At 63.7% G+C, this 17,719-nt stretch carries 20 protein-coding genes and 1 pseudogene; 5 read left to right on the top strand and 16 right to left on the bottom strand.

The genetic code is table 11. The features are described from left to right. Positions 1 to 271 precede the first annotated feature (271 nt). Entirely contained in the window at positions 272 to 706 is a 435-nt protein-coding gene (locus ACTWPB_RS15525) for an ester cyclase (RefSeq protein ID WP_446221378.1), read from the top strand. Between the two features lie 137 nt (positions 707 to 843). Beyond that, positions 844 to 1,065, top strand: a pseudogene (locus tag ACTWPB_RS15530) (M48 metallopeptidase family protein); the annotation flags it as partial. A gap of 360 nt (positions 1,066 to 1,425) precedes the next feature. Here ACTWPB_RS15530 and ACTWPB_RS15535 read toward each other — a convergent pair. From ACTWPB_RS15535 to ACTWPB_RS15585, 11 genes are all read right to left on the bottom strand, one after another. Next, positions 1,426 to 2,634, bottom strand: coding sequence for a hypothetical protein (locus tag ACTWPB_RS15535; protein ID WP_446221379.1), 1,209 nt, complete (start codon positions 2,632 to 2,634; stop codon positions 1,426 to 1,428). 20 nt (positions 2,635 to 2,654) lie between these two features. Then, positions 2,655 to 3,518, bottom strand: a complete 864-nt coding sequence (locus tag ACTWPB_RS15540) for a glycosyltransferase family 2 protein (RefSeq protein WP_446221380.1) — start codon at positions 3,516 to 3,518, stop codon at positions 2,655 to 2,657. Beyond that, a complete protein-coding gene (locus ACTWPB_RS15545; protein ID WP_446221381.1) occupies positions 3,515 to 4,108 on the bottom strand; it encodes a dCTP deaminase in 594 nt (197 codons plus the stop codon). The genes ACTWPB_RS15540 and ACTWPB_RS15545 overlap by 4 nt, the downstream gene beginning before the upstream one ends. Then, positions 4,102 to 4,659, bottom strand: a complete 558-nt coding sequence (locus ACTWPB_RS15550) for a hypothetical protein (RefSeq protein WP_446221382.1) — start codon at positions 4,657 to 4,659, stop codon at positions 4,102 to 4,104. Before ACTWPB_RS15550 ends, ACTWPB_RS15545 begins: the two co-directional genes overlap by 7 nt. Beyond that, entirely contained in the window at positions 4,656 to 7,106 is a 2,451-nt protein-coding gene (locus ACTWPB_RS15555; RefSeq protein WP_446221383.1) for a dCTP deaminase domain-containing protein, read from the bottom strand. Before ACTWPB_RS15555 ends, ACTWPB_RS15550 begins: the two co-directional genes overlap by 4 nt. Beyond that, positions 7,103 to 7,738 (bottom strand): aspartyl/asparaginyl beta-hydroxylase domain-containing protein, encoded by a 636-nt coding sequence (locus ACTWPB_RS15560; protein ID WP_446221384.1) that lies wholly within the window; start codon positions 7,736 to 7,738, stop codon positions 7,103 to 7,105. The genes ACTWPB_RS15555 and ACTWPB_RS15560 overlap by 4 nt, the downstream gene beginning before the upstream one ends. Before the next feature lie 80 nt (positions 7,739 to 7,818). Further along, entirely contained in the window at positions 7,819 to 8,613 is a 795-nt protein-coding gene (locus ACTWPB_RS15565) for an SAM-dependent methyltransferase (RefSeq protein WP_446221385.1), read from the bottom strand. Between the two features lie 110 nt (positions 8,614 to 8,723). Then, the gene (locus ACTWPB_RS15570; protein WP_446221386.1) at positions 8,724 to 9,332 is read right to left on the bottom strand and encodes a DUF5753 domain-containing protein; all 609 of its coding nucleotides are present in this window, start codon (positions 9,330 to 9,332) and stop codon (positions 8,724 to 8,726) included. A 200-nt stretch (positions 9,333 to 9,532) separates the two neighbouring features. Then, on the bottom strand, positions 9,533 to 10,060 hold the full coding sequence (locus ACTWPB_RS15575) for a hypothetical protein (RefSeq protein ID WP_446221387.1): 528 nt from the start codon (positions 10,058 to 10,060) through the stop codon (positions 9,533 to 9,535). 391 nt (positions 10,061 to 10,451) lie between these two features. Further along, positions 10,452 to 10,925, bottom strand: a complete 474-nt coding sequence (locus ACTWPB_RS15580; RefSeq protein ID WP_446221388.1) for a DNA-directed RNA polymerase subunit beta — start codon at positions 10,923 to 10,925, stop codon at positions 10,452 to 10,454. Then, complete coding sequence (locus ACTWPB_RS15585) at positions 10,922 to 11,164, bottom strand: hypothetical protein (RefSeq protein WP_446221389.1); 243 nt, start codon at positions 11,162 to 11,164, stop codon at positions 10,922 to 10,924. The genes ACTWPB_RS15580 and ACTWPB_RS15585 overlap by 4 nt, the downstream gene beginning before the upstream one ends. Before the next feature lie 246 nt (positions 11,165 to 11,410). Between ACTWPB_RS15585 and ACTWPB_RS15590 the strand changes: the two genes are divergently transcribed. From ACTWPB_RS15590 to ACTWPB_RS15600, 3 genes are read left to right on the top strand one after another with little or no spacing between them, the layout of a single operon-like run. Beyond that, complete coding sequence (locus ACTWPB_RS15590; protein WP_446221390.1) at positions 11,411 to 12,754, top strand: hypothetical protein; 1,344 nt, start codon at positions 11,411 to 11,413, stop codon at positions 12,752 to 12,754. 37 nt (positions 12,755 to 12,791) lie between these two features. Next, positions 12,792 to 13,340 carry a flavoprotein gene (locus tag ACTWPB_RS15595; RefSeq protein WP_446221391.1) on the top strand — a complete coding sequence of 183 codons (549 nt, stop codon included), beginning with the start codon at positions 12,792 to 12,794 and terminating at the stop codon, positions 13,338 to 13,340. Positions 13,341 to 13,342: 2 nt separating this feature from the next. Next, entirely contained in the window at positions 13,343 to 13,738 is a 396-nt protein-coding gene (locus tag ACTWPB_RS15600) for a hypothetical protein (protein ID WP_446221392.1), read from the top strand. Positions 13,739 to 14,090: 352 nt separating this feature from the next. On the opposite strand, the gene ACTWPB_RS15605 is transcribed toward ACTWPB_RS15600, so the two are convergent. From ACTWPB_RS15605 to ACTWPB_RS15625, 5 genes are all read right to left on the bottom strand, one after another. After that, positions 14,091 to 14,612, bottom strand: a complete 522-nt coding sequence (locus tag ACTWPB_RS15605; protein ID WP_446221393.1) for a hypothetical protein — start codon at positions 14,610 to 14,612, stop codon at positions 14,091 to 14,093. A gap of 13 nt (positions 14,613 to 14,625) precedes the next feature. Further along, on the bottom strand, positions 14,626 to 16,101 hold the full coding sequence (locus ACTWPB_RS15610; protein ID WP_446221394.1) for a hypothetical protein: 1,476 nt from the start codon (positions 16,099 to 16,101) through the stop codon (positions 14,626 to 14,628). A gap of 31 nt (positions 16,102 to 16,132) precedes the next feature. Further along, a complete protein-coding gene (locus ACTWPB_RS15615; protein WP_446221395.1) occupies positions 16,133 to 16,426 on the bottom strand; it encodes a WXG100 family type VII secretion target in 294 nt (97 codons plus the stop codon). Positions 16,427 to 16,435: 9 nt separating this feature from the next. Continuing rightward, positions 16,436 to 16,756 (bottom strand): WXG100 family type VII secretion target, encoded by a 321-nt coding sequence (locus ACTWPB_RS15620; protein WP_446221396.1) that lies wholly within the window; start codon positions 16,754 to 16,756, stop codon positions 16,436 to 16,438. Positions 16,757 to 17,467: 711 nt separating this feature from the next. After that, positions 17,468 to 17,632: a VOC family protein gene (locus tag ACTWPB_RS15625; protein WP_446221397.1), complete on the bottom strand. Its 165-nt coding sequence runs from the start codon at positions 17,630 to 17,632 to the stop codon at positions 17,468 to 17,470. Positions 17,633 to 17,719 lie beyond the last annotated feature (87 nt).

Consider the following 17,719-nt stretch of genomic DNA (forward strand, 5'->3'; position numbering starts at 1 on the left):
CCCCTTACCTTGCTGACGAAAAAGGCGCACAATTATTGCGTACATCGGCTTCAAGGTTTGCGACCGGCGGGTAGCTGAACGCCTGCCGGGCAACATCGGGGCGGGCATCCTCCGTGATGGCAGCGCCCTCGTATCGGGGTGTGGCGACTGGATTCCGTCGGCATCGCGGCCGAGCGTCACACCATGCTGAACGCCGGGCGCGGCGAAGGCTGCCTCTTGCGACTTCGAGCCCGCTTCGCCGGTTCGGCGTAACTCCTGGTTAGGAAACGCCATGTCAGAGCAGAACAAGGCTTCATCCAAGCGCATCTTCGACGCGTGGAACGCGCGAGACCTCGACGTATTCGACGAGATAATCGCCGACGACGCCATCAACCACGATCCGCAGAACCCGTTCGCCGAGATCCATGGCGCCGAGGGCTTCAAACGGCTCGTAAAGATGTATCTGGCGGCTTTCTCGGATCAACGGTTCCTGATCAACGAACAAATCGCTGAAGGCGACTTCGTCACTACCCGATGGACGGGAACAGGAACCAATGACGGCGAGATGATGGGGATACCCGCCACCGGCAAATCGGCAGTTGTTCAGGGAATTACGATCAATCGCTTCCAGGACGGCAAGATCATCGAGAGTTGGGCATCCTGGGACACGCTCGGGATGATGCAGCAACTCGGCGTCGCCCAGTCGGCGCACTCTGCGGCAAACTGACTCGTCACGTGCTGACCCCACCGAGGGAGCTGAGTTCGACCTGATCGACCGGATTCCTGGCCGCTGTACCGTCGATCCGGGAATACCGAGTGGTGATCCCCGCGTTGAGGATCCTGGGCAAATCGTAGAAAAATCGTAGAAAGCAGGGTCATATTTGGTTCAACCTCGAACTGGCCAAGAAGCATCCAAGCTCTCTCGAATACATCGTTGTGCACGAGATGCTGCACTATCGTGAGCGGGATCACGGTCGTCGATTCGCGAGCCTTATGAATCAATATCTTCCCGACTGGCGGTCGCGCCGTGATCAGTTGAATAGCGCGCCAATCTCGGAGGAAGTATGGCCCAATCACGGCAAGTAGACTGGCTGCTTTCGAATTATATGCTGCACTAACACACTTCGCTACTCGGTCATCGTCGGCACCATCCCCGCCCCGGAGATCGCCCTCACCCACGCAGCCAGCTTCGGCGACCACGATCACGCTCGCGCGATCGCTGACCGGCTCGAACCCCTGTGGGATTGGCCGAACCGGGCATGCGCTCGGGTAAGTGGCCCTGATAACCCAGCACATTCTCGCTTTGTCGAGTGCAGGGCCCATCCCTATGCCGCCCCGCAACGGGACTTGCCTGCTTGGTGTCACGGTGGAGCGAGTTGTTGTGATTTCCAGCTCACCGATGGCCCGAGCCAGTCCCGATGTGGACTTTGCCCCGCGCACTGCTGGCTACCTCGGTTCCCGAGGGCTAGCGGGCGCTCCCAATGGGTTCTGGGAGGCTTGGGTCAGATTCCGGAGGAAGGTGTACTTGGACAGGTAGCTCGGTTTCGCCGGAATCGCTCTGTCTGCGAGGTACCGGATGGCCCAGCGTCGAAGGGAGCCGAGTTCATCGATCATCTCGCTAAGGCGATCGCGTTCGTCTCCACGGGATCGGAGGTATTCGATCTCGAGCTGCTGGAGCACAATGCCCGGGTGTGCGGGGAATACGCAGCGATCGGCCATGATCGAGTAGATGTGTCCGGTGTTGATGCTCTCGACGTTGTTGTCGAACCTGGCGCGGACGAACTCCCCGAGGTAACTGACCTCCAGGCTGAGGTGTTGGTGCAGGTAGGACTGCATCTGTGTGATGTCGGTGAGTTCTTCTGTGACGGTGGTTTTGGTTTCGTAGCGGGCGAACCCGTCCTGGGTGAATCGTTTGCGTTTGATGACGTGTCCGCCTGCTCGGCGGGGGATGAACGATGCGTACCCGCAGTCGGCGGAGGTCGGTCCGGTGACCTCGAACATGTGGTTGTGGAACTGCCACATCTCGAAGGCGTTGGCGAACTCCGGTCGCAGGTAGTCAGGCTCGCCGTGCCCGATCTCGGCGGCGATGCCCCCGGTGAGAGCGTAGATGTCGGTGTCGGGGTCGAGGGTGAACTTGTGCTCGTACTCCACCCCGGCGTCGATGGTGAAGTACCAGCACTCGTGGCTGCCTACTGTGGCCGAGAACTCCGGCAGCCGGTCCACAACTTCGGCCAGGACCGCCGCCGAGGGCTCCGTCGTTGTGGCGCGGCTGTTCTCAGCGAAGCTGAAGACGTCGGCGATCTCGGCGACGCGGTGGAAGAGCCCCGCCTTGTCGTTGAGGCGGGAGGGCAAATACACCACCCAGCACCGCTGCCGGAGGTCCGCGGCGAGAACGGCCAGAGGCATCGATTCTCGCCGCGCCGCCCCCTCGACGCCGGTGGTGGTGTCGGAGCGCTCCAGCAGCTGAGAACTGGAGTGCCGGTAGGAAGAGCGGGGTCTGGTCCGCTCGGCCAAATCGACCATTGCGGTGGCATAGCCGGGTCGCGTTGTCATCGGCTGGATGTGGAACATGGTGTCGCTGGGAAGGTTCTCTCCCAGGGCACGGTAACGGGCGTGCCAGGTGCCGGTGAGCAGCCAGCAGGATTTGTGGGACATGGGTCGACCCCCTCGTGGTGTCAGTCGCTGGCGGTGAGGCGGCGGGCGGTGTTGAGCGCGACCAGCGCGGCGAGCCGGATACCGAGGAACGCGACAGCGGCAGGAACGAGGATGCGTCGCCAGCCGGTACGGGTACGGGCGTAGAACAGGGCGGCGCTGCGGTGGTGGTGCCACAGCGACCGGTTGCGCCGGAACTTGCTGGACTGCCCGCCGTGGTGGGTGACCCAGGCGGGGCCGGAAAGGATGGTGGTGTAGCCGCTCTCGCGCAAGCGCCAGGAGAGGTCGGCGTCTTCGAGATACATCCAGTAGCGGGGGTCGAAGCCGTGCATCTGTTCCCAGAGCGGTCGTTTCATCATCAGGCAGCAGCCCGAGACCCAGTCGACAACCTGGTCGGAGTCGGGGCGGCCGATGGCGGGGCCGAAGTATTCGGCGCTGGCGGAGTTAGTGCCCGGCCGGAGCACGCTCATGATGGCGTGACGTGCGGCGAGGGTGGTGGAGGGGAAGCGGCGACCGTTCGGGTAGGGCTCGCCGGCCGGAGTCTGTATCCGGGTGCCAACGATCCCGATCTGCGGGTCGGAGAGGGTAGCAACCATGGCTTCAAGTGCTTTCGGGTCGCCGAGTTCGGCGTCGGGGTTGAGCAGGGTGACGTAGTCGGCGCGAGTAGCGGTGGCGGCCTGGTTGATCGCGGCACCGAAGCCGATGTTGTGCGGATTGGCGATCGGGGTGAGTCCGAGCTCTCGGGCGATATCGAGGGTGTTGTCGGTGGAGCCGTTGTCGATGACGGTGATGGTGACGTCGGCGGCGGTTTGGGCGCGTACGGATGCGACGGCGGCGGGCAGGTGTTCGGCGCTGTTGTAGGTGAGGATGATGACGTCGATGCTCACAGTGGGGCGACCTCTCGTTGGTCGGTGGGGGGATACGCCGGAATCGATCCGGCGGACGGTATCACTGGGGGACCGGGTGGGCAGGCGGCGATGAGCGAGCGCACAGGTCCGCGCGAATCGCGGTACCGGCCGAGATAGCGGACCGCAGCGCCCTGCATCGGCCAGAACGCGAGCTTGCCGATCGTCATCCCCGCATACACCCGCACCGGCACCGTCGCGCGCAACTCGAGGGTCCAGGGGATGACCGCGCCGCAATGCCCCAGCGGCGCGGACAGCTGGATCCGCAGCCCGAGCGAGGACACGGATCGGCAGGCGTGCAGCGTGGCCGCATAACGCAGCCCACCCATCGCCTCGGCCGTTGACCCGAGATACAGCTTCCCGGGGACGAGTACGACACCGTCGGGCGAGATATTGGCCTGCACCGCCTCGGGATTGTGGTGCGGGTCGAGTTCGACCCCCGCAGGGTAGGACAGCAGCTCGGCCCCGAGGCGGAACGCGATCGAATTCGCGCACACCAAGTGCTCGTCGAAGGGGTCGATCACTAGCTCGCCGCGGTGGCGCGCAGCCCGGATCTCGGCTCCGGTCAGCATGAGAACATCCGGTCCAACACCGCGCGCACATGTCCGGCGAGGTCTTGCCGGGTGCCATCGTTGGTGACCTCGACCTCGGCATCGACATCTTCGACACCAGCGGTGGAAACGTCGGACAAGCTGAGATAACCCTGGGCGGTGAGCCGTTGCTTGCGGGTCTCGTCCGGTGCGCTGACTCGCATAACGGTCCAGCCCGAGGCCCGCAGGCGGGGCAGGTCGTGGTCGTAGGAGCGCACGTCGTCGTTGATCACGACGTCGGCACTACTCGCGTCAGCGCGGGCGAGGAAGTCCTTGAGTAGGAAGCCGGGTTCTCGATCGCGCAGGCAGCTGGCCAGAGTCTCCATGAGCTGTTGGTCCTGTTGGCCGGGCGGGAGGGTGCGGCCTATGCGGGTGTAGAAGGCGTGCTGCAGGTCGTAGAGCGGTGCGGCGACTTTGATGACCTCGGCACGGAGACCGCGTGATTCGGCGGCGTGGGTGACGAGTTGGGCGGTGGTGGATTTCCCGGCGCCTGAGTGGCCGATGAGGGCGAGCCGGATCCTGGGTTGGGTCATCGGGGACCTCCGTGGGTGAGGACGGTGCCGTTGTCGAGGGTGAGTACTTCGCCGTCGGAGGCTTCGTGGACAAGAGCGGGAATGCCGTGCTCGCGCACAACGATTCCGAGATGACACAGCCGGGAGCCCAAGTCGAAGACAAAGCCGTCAACCATGCCGACCAGCGCGGCCAGCACCGCATAGGGCCGTCGCGCCGAGAGGATCACCCGGCCTCCGTTGGCGCGGACAATCTCGATGCGGGCGATGATCTCCGCGACGGCACCGTGCTGGTGGACATCGATATCCGCGCCGGACACGCTGACCGCCGCACCGATCGAGAGTTGCTCGAGCACCGCGTCATTGACCACCCGGACTACCTGCCCGGTGCAGCGTCCAGCCGCGATCACTCTCGGTTCCGCCTCGGGATTTGCCGGTCCGGCGAGCTTGGTGTGATCGATGTAGAACAGCTCCCCGCGGTCACCGATGACCCACTCGATGATCGTGGGCCCCTGCATCGTGGCCAGGTCCCTGGCCAGGCGGACGATCAGGGCCAGGTTCGTTTCGCCGCCGGTGGCTGCGAGAACGTCTTGGCTGGGCGAGCCCGGTGCGAGGCTCAGGTCGGTAGTGGCGGCGAAGCCACGGTTCATCGCTAGCAGGCCCGCTTCGGAGGCTTCGGCGGCGATCTCGCCGGTGGAGGGATCGGCGGGGTGGGTGATCAGACCACGCTGGCCTTTCACGTAGTCGCGGACCAGCACCGTGAACGGCTCTCCGGTCGGGGCGGCGGTGTGCAGCCATTGCAGCTCGGCCACGAGATCGTCTGTGTTGCAGACGATCTGCCGCTGATGTTCGCTGACATCGACGATAACCTCTGGCGCCGACAGTGCCGCGCCGAGCAGCGGGGCGAGCTCCTGGGCCCAGGCGGGGCCGGGGGCGGCTGGGAGGTAGACGAGGACGGCGGAGCCGATCGCGATACCGAGTTCGTGCGCGCGCCGCATCGCAGGTCCGCGTTTGCTGGTGAAGTGGCAGGCAGGGCCGGTCAGCGGTCCCAGCGGAATGTCGCCGGGCAGGGGTTCGAGGTAGATGGGTATGACGGCGATCTCACGCCGGAAGGTGGCACTGCGGCCGCGTGCGGTATTCGGGCGAGCCTGCACCAGAGAGACGACACCGCCAGCTTGGACCCACTCGACATCGACGTCGCTGACGCCGAGTTCCTCGCGCGCGGCCTCGACCAACTCGGTGACCGCAGCAACAGTCGCCGGGGCAACGGTGTCGCTGCTGTCAGGTGTGGCGGCACCGGCGGCCAACGCATCGGCCCGACCGGACACGGCTTCGATTTGGACCTGAGCGGGGTCGGCCGGGTCCAAGCCGGTCATAGCGATCCCGGCCTGCTCGGGATCGACCATAGCCTGCACGATTACCGCCATCCGTGGAGCCGGGTCCAGGTCACCGGCGCGCAGCCGCGCGCTCACGGCCGTGAGCGAGTAGAAGGAGCGCCATACCGCAGCGACTGCTTCGGGTACGTCCCCGGCCGCCACATCGAGCAGGGACTCGTAGGCGCCTGCAAAGGCGGTCTCGGCTGAATCCTCACACAAGGCAGAGGACCGAACCGCGAACCGTGCCCCCGCCGGGAACACCTCCTCGAGCCGGACGTTCAGCAACTCCACAGTCTGACTGCTGGGCCGCAGGTCGGCGATCATGTCTGTCAATCGCGCCACCTGGGCGGGGACATCGCCACCGACCGTTGCCCTCAAGTCAGCGAACACCGCCTCCACACCCGCGAGTACATCGGCCTCGATGGCCGCGGCGAGCTCGCCGGCCGGGACCGCGATCAGCGGCGGGACCGGCACTCGCGCAGACAACTCGCCCAGGCGAGCACACTTCGCACCGACCAGCTCGGAGCGGAGTCGTTCCTCTCCGAGTCCGGGGAACCGCCGCCGGGCCAGTTCCCCGGTGAGCCCGACCCAAGACCGGCTGGCCTGTGGCCCGCGTGAGTCCTGGTATTTGCCTGTGTAGCAGCTGATTTCACCGACCGGTGTCCACCACATCATCTGCCCGATCTCCATGCCCGGGTATACCCGGACCGCCTCGGTCGCGACGAGTTGGAGTGTCCATTGGCCGATGTAGCCGATATCGCCCAGCCCGGAGGACAGGTGGATCGAAAGCCCGAGGCGGGCGATGCTCGATCGCGCGGCGAAGGTCGGCGCGAACCCGGTGCCGCCCAGGACTTCGGCGGTGCTGGCGAGGTAGAGCTGGCCTGGCCGCAGCACGAATCCATCTGCGGGGATGGCGATCTCGGTGCTCGGATTCTCGATACGGGCGTCGAGTACCGGTGCGGTGTAGGCACGCAGCTGGCCCCCGAGTGTGAAGTTGTAGGAATTCGGGTTCAGACGCGCCGGATCGAACGGCTCGATGGTGATCGCCCCGGTCTCACGCTGACGTTGGATCTCGGCTCCGGTGAGGATCGTCATCGCTGGCTCCCAGGCGTGAGCAGAACTGTATGGTGCAGGCGTTCGGTGTCGGCGACCGACATCAGCACGTGCACGCGATCGGCGGTGCCAGCGTTGAATGCCGTGTGCCGGGAGCGGGTGTCGAACACCCGCAGCCTGCCGTCGGCGGGGATGTGGTGGCCGTGACCGTCTGGCCCGACCAAGTAGGCGTCCGGATCGGTGTGGATGGCCAGGTGCGCGCGTTTCGTGGCGTCGGCGTGCATCCGGTAGACCGTGCCCGGTGCCAGAATCATCAGCCGCATTCGACCTATCGGCATGAGCGCGGACACAGCGCGATGCACGACGGCGAAGTAAGTGTCGCTGAACATCGGGTTGAGACGGGAGAATTCGCACTCGTGGTAGCGCATGCTTCCGTCAGGGGCGAACTGACTGACCAGTCCGTCGGCGAGCAGATCCTCCACATCGGGACGGTGAGTTAGGGATATACCGCGCAGCGGCTCGCCGTTGCGTTCGGTGTTCATCGGCTCGACCAACGTGAGGACCTCGTCGTACGCCTGTCGCAGCAGGGCTACGTCGAATACCGCGTCGGTTGGGCCGTTGTAGAACTGTTCCGCGCCGGTTTCATCGGGTCGGTTGGTGCTGGGCGGCGTCATCAACTTGCTTCTCCTGACACGCATGGTGGTACGGGTGAATTGCGAGGGCGGCGTCGAGACCGCTCGGCGTCTGGTTCCGCTTAGTGGGGTAGTTGTCCGAGAGCGGCGTAGGCGGCCAGGTCCCAGGTGTCGGGGTGCAAGGGCCGCAGGGTGTCGTGGGCGGTGTCGGTGGGCCGCCACCGGTGCGGTGCGATCAACCCGGGAGCACCGAGCCGGTAGGGGGCCAGCATCGCGGTGATCGTGTCGCGGTCGCGCGGGTGAAAGGCAATGCCCGCGTCGCCCAGAGCTGCAACGGCGCTGCTGATGTCGTTCCCGGCGACATCGTCGGCGATGTGGCTGAACACGATCCAGGTTCCGGGTCGGAGCTGGCTGGTCAGCGCGTGGAGAACGGCGGGGGCGTCGGCGAGGAGTTCAGCGGTCCCGGACAGGCAGACCGCTAAAGGCGCGGTGGAGTCCATGACCGCGGTGATCTCTGCGAGGACAGCGGTGACATCGGTGAGGTTGACCTCGGAGACAACACTGTTCGGTTCGGTCAGCAGGGCACGGGCGTGGGTAGCGGCGAGGAGATCGTTGTCGATATAGACGGTGCGGGCGGTGCTGCTGGCGTCTGCGGTGATCTCGCCGATATCTGGTGATAGCTGGAATCCGCAGCCGAGTTCGACCACCTGGTTCACCTGGTGCTGGTTGCGCAGGTGTTCGACGGCGCGGCGGGCGAAGCGGCGTGCTTTGCGCATGGCGATCGTGAGTTGGCTGTCCAAAAGGGGCTTGGCGACCAGTAGTTCGAGTTCGTAACCGTCTATGCCGCCCAGCAGAACGTTGCACACGCGGGCGCTGTTGGGTCGGCTGGCGTCCACTGTCTGGTTGGGGGCTGTCATGTCCTGTCCTCGCCGGATGGGTGCCGCGAGACCCCGAACAACCGCTCGGCTGCCGTGATGAGGGATGCGGCGTCGGGCTGGTTGCGTGTCCTCGCGAGCGGTCGGTTGGATCAGATGCCGGACTCGGTGTGGCTTGCGAGTGCCCGGGTCAGGATGGAGTGGGCCTCCTCGCCGTAGACGGCTGTGGTGGCGAGCAGGTCGAAAGTTCGCTCGACCAGCTCGATCTCGGCGGCTTCGGTGTTCTCGATCGGCCCTGTGATTCCCTCGCTGTCGGCGCTGGTCGTGTCGTTGAGCACGAAATTGATTGCTGGGGCCACGAATTCGGCGTTGAGCGGGATGATGCCGATCCGGACATGTTCGCGGGCGGTCAGGATGTCGGCCAGCTGCCGGATCTGGGCGGCCATCACCTCAGAGCTGCCGACCGTGAGTCGCAGCGCGGCTTCACCGATGAGCACGTGGAACTTGTGGCAGGGAAGGTCGAGCACGGTCTGGCGTTCCAGGCGCGCGATCGCGGTCGCTTCGCTGTCGTCGGGGAACTCCAATACCGCCGAGCACTTGGTGAGGATCGCGCGGGCGTAGTCGTGGGTCTGCAAAAGTCCCGGGATGATCATGGGGTTGTAGCTGCGCTGGTTCTTGGTGTCGGCCTCAAGGGGAATCAGGCTGCGCTGCAACGTTTCCAGCCCGCCGTCGGTGACGTCGTACCAGCTCGTGTTGGCCATGGCTCTAACCTTTCCTCGGTATTTCAATGGTTTAGATTCGGTGGAGCGTTCCACCGGGTGTGGTTCGTGTGGTTCGTGTGGGCGTCCTGGGAGGCCCGGAGGTTGGGCGGCCTCCGAGGACGTTCCCCACCCTTGGACCCGACCGGCTCGGGGGGTCGCCGGATTCGGTCCGAGGTATTCAGGTGGTCTGTGTGAAGGGCTCAGGCCAGGGAGATCTCGCTGATCAGAGTCGCCCCGTCGACGGTGCGGGTGGTCACGGCCTGCCGGGCGATCCAGGGCTCGGTGTCGGGCCGGAACTCGGCCACAGTCACCGCCCACCGGGCGGACTCACCGGTGGTGTTCACCGCAGAAATACTCACGCAGTGGCGGGTGTCGGCGGAAACGGCATCGATCCCGGTCTGCAACCGGTCACCAGTGGTGACCGCCGAGTCGGAAGTCAGGAACCGACGCGCCTGCTCGGAGGATCGGTCCACGTAGTAGGCGTGATTGAACCCCAGGATCGCGGCCGGGCCGCTGGTGGTGTCACCGGGCCCGGAACCGGTGACCACGTCGGGTCCGGCGGTCTCTTCGCAAGCAAAACCGGGCGGCTGCGAACTCCCATCCGGGGCCGTGACCACCGCCATCACTGCCAGTACTGCGAGCCCGGCCAGCACTCCAGCCGCAATCCTTCGGTGGCGGCGTGAGCGGGCGGCGGGGGAGGTGGTTGTCGTGTCGAACTTCGCATACATGGCGACTCGGGTCCTTCTGTGTGGTGCGCGGGGCGGGGTGGCCCCGGTAGTCGCTGGGAATCGACTCCGGGGCCGCCTTGGCGCGGGGGCAAAGCCCGGGTGAGGTGTCGTGTGGTCTCACCGGGCAGTCGTGCCAAGGTCATTCGGGCGGTCGAAGGGCGCGCGCTGTGCGCGGGTCAGGGCTGTAGGAAAAGGCGCTCGTTGGGAAGGCGGGGCAATCCGGCACAGTGGCCGGGATAGACAGCGACGGTGCCGGGACGGCGGGCGGCCACATCACAGACGAACACCAGCGCGGCCGTCAGGCACGCGGCGAAATACACTCGCACACCGGTTATTTCGACGGAAAGGCGAATATCGGGTTCGTCTGGGCGAGGTGACCGGCCGCCGTTGTTCATTGCGGCGTCTGCCTCAAGATCGATAACGCGCATTCGATCACCACAGCCCCCGAGGGTCGAAAAGCGCTGGTGGCCGGGGACACCCACGTGCGAACCATCAGCGGGTCCGCCACCGGGGACGGCAACGCGATGTCACCATCGCGGATTACCACCACTCGCGCCTTCCACAAGCGAGCTACCTCGGCGGGGTCACCGATCGGCCGAATATCGGCCCGTACAAGGAATGTCCACATTTCCGCGCGCGGGTGACCGACGATCGACAACGGCGCGACACCGCGAAGATCGAGACTTGTTTTGACCCGTTGAGCGAGGTCGGTGGGCATCATCACCGCACCGACAAGACCGGCCCGCATCGTGATCCGCCCCGTTTCCGAATCGATCACGGTGGGCAGCGAGCACACGCTCCGGTAGAACTGGCAGCGTGAGTGGGGGGATTCGGTCCATGCCCTGGGTGCGTCGGTCTGGGTCATCGCCACTCCCCGGTCAACGCCGTCGCAGCGTCGGTGGCCTCGGCCGTGGGTGCAGCGGGTGCTGTCTTGATCCACCCGTCTTGCGCCATCGCCTCGAGCGCTCTGACAAGCTCGGCGCGCGATTGGTTGTGGGTGGCCTCGGTCGCAGGGACCGTGTCGGCGGAACAGATCGCGCTAGCGCCCGAGGACTGGTCACGCCTCACCGCGGGCTGTGAGTTCAGCTCGTCCGAATGTTTCATGCGCGGGCCTTCCTGGTGACGCTTCCAAACAACGAGGTGCACCCGTTCGGCAGTTTTGCCACGGATTCTCCGAAGCGGGTTCTGGTTTCAATCATTGCCCGCCAACAGCATTGGTAGGAACCGCACAGTGGTGGCGTAGCGTGGGCGTAGCGTAGGCATTTCCCAGTTCAGGAGCTGGAAGTAGGGGGCCGTATGATACGAGGGCGGGAATGGACCGGCTTCGAAGCTGCCGCGCTGCAAGAGGCGATGAGACAGCCGATCCGGCAGTTCGCCGCGATGCTCGGCGTGGAGACCACCACGATCAACAACTGGCGGTCGGGTCTGAGCGCGGTCAAACCCCGCTCGCAAACGCAAGGGATCCTGGACACCACCTACGCGAAACGTACGACGCCAGAAGACCGCGAACGATTCGAGCACATCGTCGCCGAAGGCGAAACCGCTTGGAGAGCGCGACACTCGAAAGGGGCGCGACGACGTGGTGCCGCCTCGACCACTGTTGCTGTACCGACCAACAGCGAACTGAGCGTCGAACGAACCGAGGCGGTGTTCGCGGGCTCGTCTGATCGAGGATCGACCGGAGCGGAGCCACCGCCGACCGAGGCCGACGACTTCTCGGCACTCGTGACCGACATCGAGACCGCCTTCTGGGCCGCAGGCAACGTCACCGACACCGGACCGTTGCGCTCGATCTCCGCGCTCCTCGCCGCCACCCGATCGGTCACGCGACTCAACATGGCCGGCGAGTACACCACTTTCGCGTTGCTAGTGGGGCCGTTGATCACCGACCTCTACCGGCACGCACACGAAAGCCGTGGTGGTGACCAGCGCATCGCCTGGGACGCATTGACGCAGGTCGCTTTCGACACATCCGTGGTGATGCGCGCCCGAGGACACCTCGCGGTCGCATGGTCAGCCGCGCGGGCCGCCGAAGACGCTGCTCGCACTATCGAGAGTCGGCCGGGGATCGCGGCTGCGGCGTTTGTCAGCAGCCAGGTTCTACTGGCGCGTCCGACCTCGTCGAAGGCCGCGCTGGATCGCGCGGAAAGCACTGCGGCCGTGGTCGGATCACGAGCACAGACCGCCAACGATGTGCAGACAGTCGGGATGCTGCACTTACAGGCATCGTTGGCGACAGCGGCCACCGGCGGCGATCCCCGCGATCACCTGGAACACGCGGCCGAGTACGCCGCACGGCTCGACCGCTCCATCCCGGCCGACCACACGACCGTCATCTCCAACACCACCTTCGGCTCATCGAACGTGGCGCTGTGGAAGATGTCGGTCGCCATGGAAGCACGTGAGCCAGATACCGTGCTCGACCTGGCGAGGAAGCTGAAACCGCAGACATTGCCGACCCCGGGCAGGGCCGCCCAGTACTGGGTCGAGGTCGGGCGTGCAGCGTCGTCGCGTCGTGCCCACACGGTCGCCCTCGATGCGTTCTTGCGAGCTGAAAGCATTGCGTCAGAACATGTCCGGAACATGGATACCGTGCAGGAGGTGGTCGCTCAGATGATGCGAGAAGCCAAGCGCAGCCTCACCGCGGGCGACCTGGGCAACCTTGCCCACCGTGTAGGCGTAGCGGTGGTGTAGGCCGGACAGCGCCTGGTCAGGCTGCCATGATGGGCTCATGACTGAGCGAACTCGGGTGCTGTATGCGATCGTGACCGGCGCGTCACCAGCTGACACGGTCGGCGAACTGGTCGGACTCGCGCAAGCTGACGGCTGGGACGTGTGCGTCGTCGCCTCGCCCAACGGTGTCCGCTTCCTCGACGTCGAAGCACTGGCAGCGCAGACCGGGCATCCGGTGCGCTGGGAGTTCAAACAACCGGGAACCGACGACCTCCTGCCGCCCGCTGACGCGATCATCGCCGCACCCTTGACCACGAACTCGCTGGCCAAATGGGCCACCGGAATAGGCGACACACTGCCGCTCGCCCTGCTGGTCGAAGCCGTCGGAGCTGGACTGCCCGTCGTGGCGGTTCCGCACGCGAAGCAGGAGCAGATGAACTTTCCTGCCGTACGCCAGGCACGTGAACGGCTTGCGGAGTGGGGCGTCCGATTCGTTCGCATTACCGAGGATTCCGACACTGGACCACTTCCTTGGAAGTCGGCGTTGAGCGCACTACGAGAACCACTGATCGCTGCGGGTCCCGCTACCGTCTGCGAGAATCGGTGAACATGGCTGAGACACAGGCAGGACTGATTGTCTGGGATGTTGACGGCACCCTGATCCCAGCGGACTTGCGGTGGCTACGGCGAGCTGTCGCTCGCACCTACGGCATCGAAGAGCCAGCGAAGAAGGTGCCGTGGGGTCCCGACGGAAAGATGCGCCAGCAGATGGGTTTTCACTCGCTCAGGCATCTGTACGGATCGCTGTTGGCGGACGGGGCCTACAGCCTGGCCGACGTGACCCGGCGCATGCGACACAAGAACAACACGACCACTCTCGATATCTACACTCACCTGGTGGATGGGCAGCGGGATGCGGCACAGACCATCGGACAGGCACTTCGGCGTGGGCTGCGCGACTATCGGAAGGCAGCGGCCGGGATGCGGATCGTCGGCGAGCCATAGAAGCCCATGCCCAATTGCGTTTGGGCTGCCGCCGATGGCTGTTGTGGCTAGGACGGCCCCCAGGAACGGTTTCGCGTGCTGCGGGCCCGTTGACTGCACCGGCCGGGACGAAGAAGTCCGGCAAATCGACGCCGGGCGCGGCGAATTCGACCCCGCCGCCGAAGGGTCCGTACCCGGGGTACAACCCGTACAAGCCCGGACCTGATCGCGGCCCTCCCGTGCTGCCGACGCTGGGCGCGCGACGTTTGACGGTGAAACGCAGGTGTCGCTCAGTTCGTGAGCCTCGTGCACCATCGCCGAAGTGCGCATTGCTTCACCAGAGCGAGAAAGGGCAGCGCCGCGCGAGATAACTTTACAAATAACCGTCCCACGTTCCCCGCGCCGGACGCCCGAGTTCAACCCATTTCGCGTAGCGGGTTGCGGCACGATCATAGATCGTCGTTAGCTCTTTTCCAGTTCGTCGCTGCTGCACGAAACCCATCATATGTCGTGGATTCTGGAAACCGGATCTGAATGGCAAGTCGATAGCAGATGTTGCATTCGTCGCAGGCGGCTCAGGTGGAAGGGCTACCCATTTCCCTTCCAAATTTCGCCGGAACGTCTCGCCGATAAAATAGAAGAATCGCATACCGAGCTTGTAATTTTCTTCGGAGAACGGATTCGAACCATTGAATCGTTTCAAGATTTCCTGTTCGGCAATCGCGAGTCCCTCCCGCGTGAACTCAAAACCATCCAGCTCCGGAACTTCGGATACGGTGAATTCAATTTGCATTGCTGCATCATGCATAAGGAGCCAGCTCTGAAAGCGCTCATCGTGCTGGATGGTCTTGAACTCGGGCGTATCACGAATGTCTTGCTCGACCTTCTTGGGCACTCTGACTCCTCGCCTAATTATAGAATCTGTTAATGATCAACTGGTCACCGTATATTGATTTCAACCGCTGCAGCTTGGCTTCATCAGCCCGACTGAGGGGCTGCTTCAGATTATATTCCACCTCGTGTCCGTTTTCGAGCGCACCTTCATCTTTTTTCAGCTGCTTGTCTTCGAGTGATCCACTCTTGTTTTCTACCAGCCTATCCGGGTTTCCGTTCTCATCATAGTGAACGTGGTCGTAGACTCGTCCCGGCACGTCCTCGACCTGCTGTTGCGACTTCCATCCTGCCTCAGAAGTGTATCCGAGCAGTTCTGCTACTTCCTGGTCCCATGCGCTGCCGTTGCTGTTGTTCTCTATGAGTTGGTCATAGAGCCGACTCCATTCCTCCATCGACTTGCACCCGCCCTTTCGAGTGGGGCAGTCTTGGAGGTATCTTTCCCAGGCTTCTTGTTTCCACCTCGGGAAGGTGATCTGCATCTTCCGCTCACCGGTGTCGCGGTCGATGTTCACCTTGACAACCGGTTTTTGAACGGTTTTGGACATCAACTGTATGGCCGTATTGGTCAATTTGACGAGAGCGAATGTCGACCGTGCCATACGGACTACGGTGATCAGCAGTTCCACAGTTTGCCGAATCCGATTGGCGCACGCAGTAATACGAGTCGTCGTGATCACGCCAGCAGCAACATCGGAACCTCCGACGGTCACGACTGTTCCGAGGAGACCGACGACGATCGTAGTCGTAGCTTCGGCAAGCAACTGAGTGCACGCGTTCTTCATTTCTTCGCGTTGCTTGACGATTTGCTCACCGAACGTGGTCGAGGCGGAAGCGAGGGTATTCGCATCCGAGGCAATCATCCCCGAAGGCCCAAGAACTCCTTCGACGTACTCATCATACATTTTGTGAGCAGCTTCACAATCTCGCGCCCCGGGCTCGCGCCCATATTTCCGCACGGCATCGGTTTGCTCTTGAATGACAGTAGCCAGCGCCTTCAACGCTATGCCGACCTTTTTCAACTTCTCATCGTTGCCAGTCGGCAGCGGAAGACCGATTTGCTCTACGAGACCACCGATATCGGTGATAAGTGGGTCACCTGTCGCTCCGATCGATGTTGGCAGATTGCCGTACGGCACCCTTTGGTCGACGTTCTGAGGAGGACTCGTCGGAGGCTGCGGTACCGCGCCCGTCCGGTTATTCGCCACCCATTCTGAGTACATTTGATTGACACCGGCATAGTACGCACGGTTACTGATTGCCCCGTAAGCATCGGCCAATTGGCAGGCTGCCGGGAGGAAGCGATTAAGAGCTGTGTCCCATTCTTTTCCCCATTCCTTGCCGACTTTTTCGTCACTGCCGGCCATGCCGGAGCCGGTGTATTCCAGTTCTTCGGTGTGAGTTTCGATCGCCTCCCGTATCTTCAGCGAGGCTGTATCGGCGGCTGTGGCGAACTCGAAGAAGTTGAACCATTTATATTCTGCAATAGCCATGCGTCCCCCAATATCGGCGATGCTGAGCGCATCACCCGAACATCTGATTGTTCGCGTCCACCGTCGCCTGGTAGGCCGTTCGTGCGTTTGTCAAACGGGTACGAACGTCGTCCAAGGCCGCGATCGCGATAGCCGCTTGCTTCGCCCATTCCGAGTGCCGTACCAGGTAGGCGTCTGCCGCGGAGCCTGTCCATCGATCCGGCGTCGAGGTGATCAGCTTTTCTGCGGCGACCAGTTGGTCCTCCGCGAAACCCACGAAGCCTTCCAACCGTCGCTCGGTGTTCTCCAGCATCTCCAGGTCGACGGCGTATCCGTCATAACTCATAGCGCACCCCTACAGGTCGAGCGAGCTCTGGACGGCGCGGAGGTCGCCAGCATGGCTGTTGTCGGAGTTGGTGAGGGTGTCGACCACGGTCGGAACCGCGGCGATGATTGACGATGCCTCGGTCATCAACTGCTCGAAAGTTGCTCGACCTTCCTGATAAAGGGTGCGGAAGCCGTCAGCGGCCTCTCCGCTCCAACCGCCTTGCAGGAGTTGCTCGATATCGCTGATGACCGAACGGAGTCCGGCCTCCAATGACTGGTTGATGCCGGTCAGTGAGTTGGTCGCGGCCGTGATCGCCGCACCATCCATTAAAAGACTGTTGTCCGACACTCTGTCCCCTCCGTCGATCAGGATCAGGACGGGCGCTGGACGGCTGAGCCCGCCTGGTCGTGTCCGAACACTACCGGGAAGGCGCGCGCGTCGGGAGGTGAGCTCTCCCGCAATAGTTCATCGCTGTTTGTCATGCGACCGGCCGCTTGTGATCGAAATCTGCTATGGCTCAGCGATAGCCAGCGGTGCTCGGGGCGGCCTCAGCGGTGACGCTATCCAATGGCGCCACTGTGGTCTCGGTATGGTGATTCGCGAGCACGAATTTCCCTATTCTACAAGTGCACTCGAGATTCGTGATCAGGTGACGCCGAGCTTCGCGATCAGGACCAACGCGGATCACGCCGCGCGGGCCGAGACCGAGTGTCGGCTGCCAGTGAAGATGGACCTTCGCCACCCAAGCTGGCCCAACGTCGTCTCTCTGCCACCACAGTTGGCCCATTCTGATCGAGTTCCGTTGATAGGAGCAAGGTTTGGGTTCGGCGCCGATGAGTTCCAAATTGGCCTCTGGTGGTACCGATGAGTTCGTGGTGAAGTTCCGCTCGGTACGGGGCGAGTCCCTACAGCTGGGCCTGTTGGCGGTCGGCGAGCTGACGTTCGAGCGGTTCGCGCCGGTCCGCTCGTTTCCGTCGTATCGGTGGTTTGTCCGCGTTCGCGGGTTGGTGGTGGTTGGCCAAGACGGGCGAGCACGTGGACCATGAGATCCGCCTGGAATCAGTCGACGACCAGGCAGAACGGGTGACCGGCCGGATCCAGCAGCACCCGCCACCGGTCGCCGCCCGGCTGGTGGTCCGGCCTGACCGCGCCGAACCCCAGCGCCAACTTCTCAGCCACGTCGAGGTCCTCGACCCTGAGGTCCAGGTGCAACTGCTGCGGCACATCCTGACCGGGCCACTGAGGGCCCTGGTTACCCGGTTGTCCGTCAAGTCATCCGCTCTGAGGAGCCTGCGGAATCTCGTATCTACC

It is taken from the genome of Nocardia sp. IBHARD005, assembly GCF_052814245.1.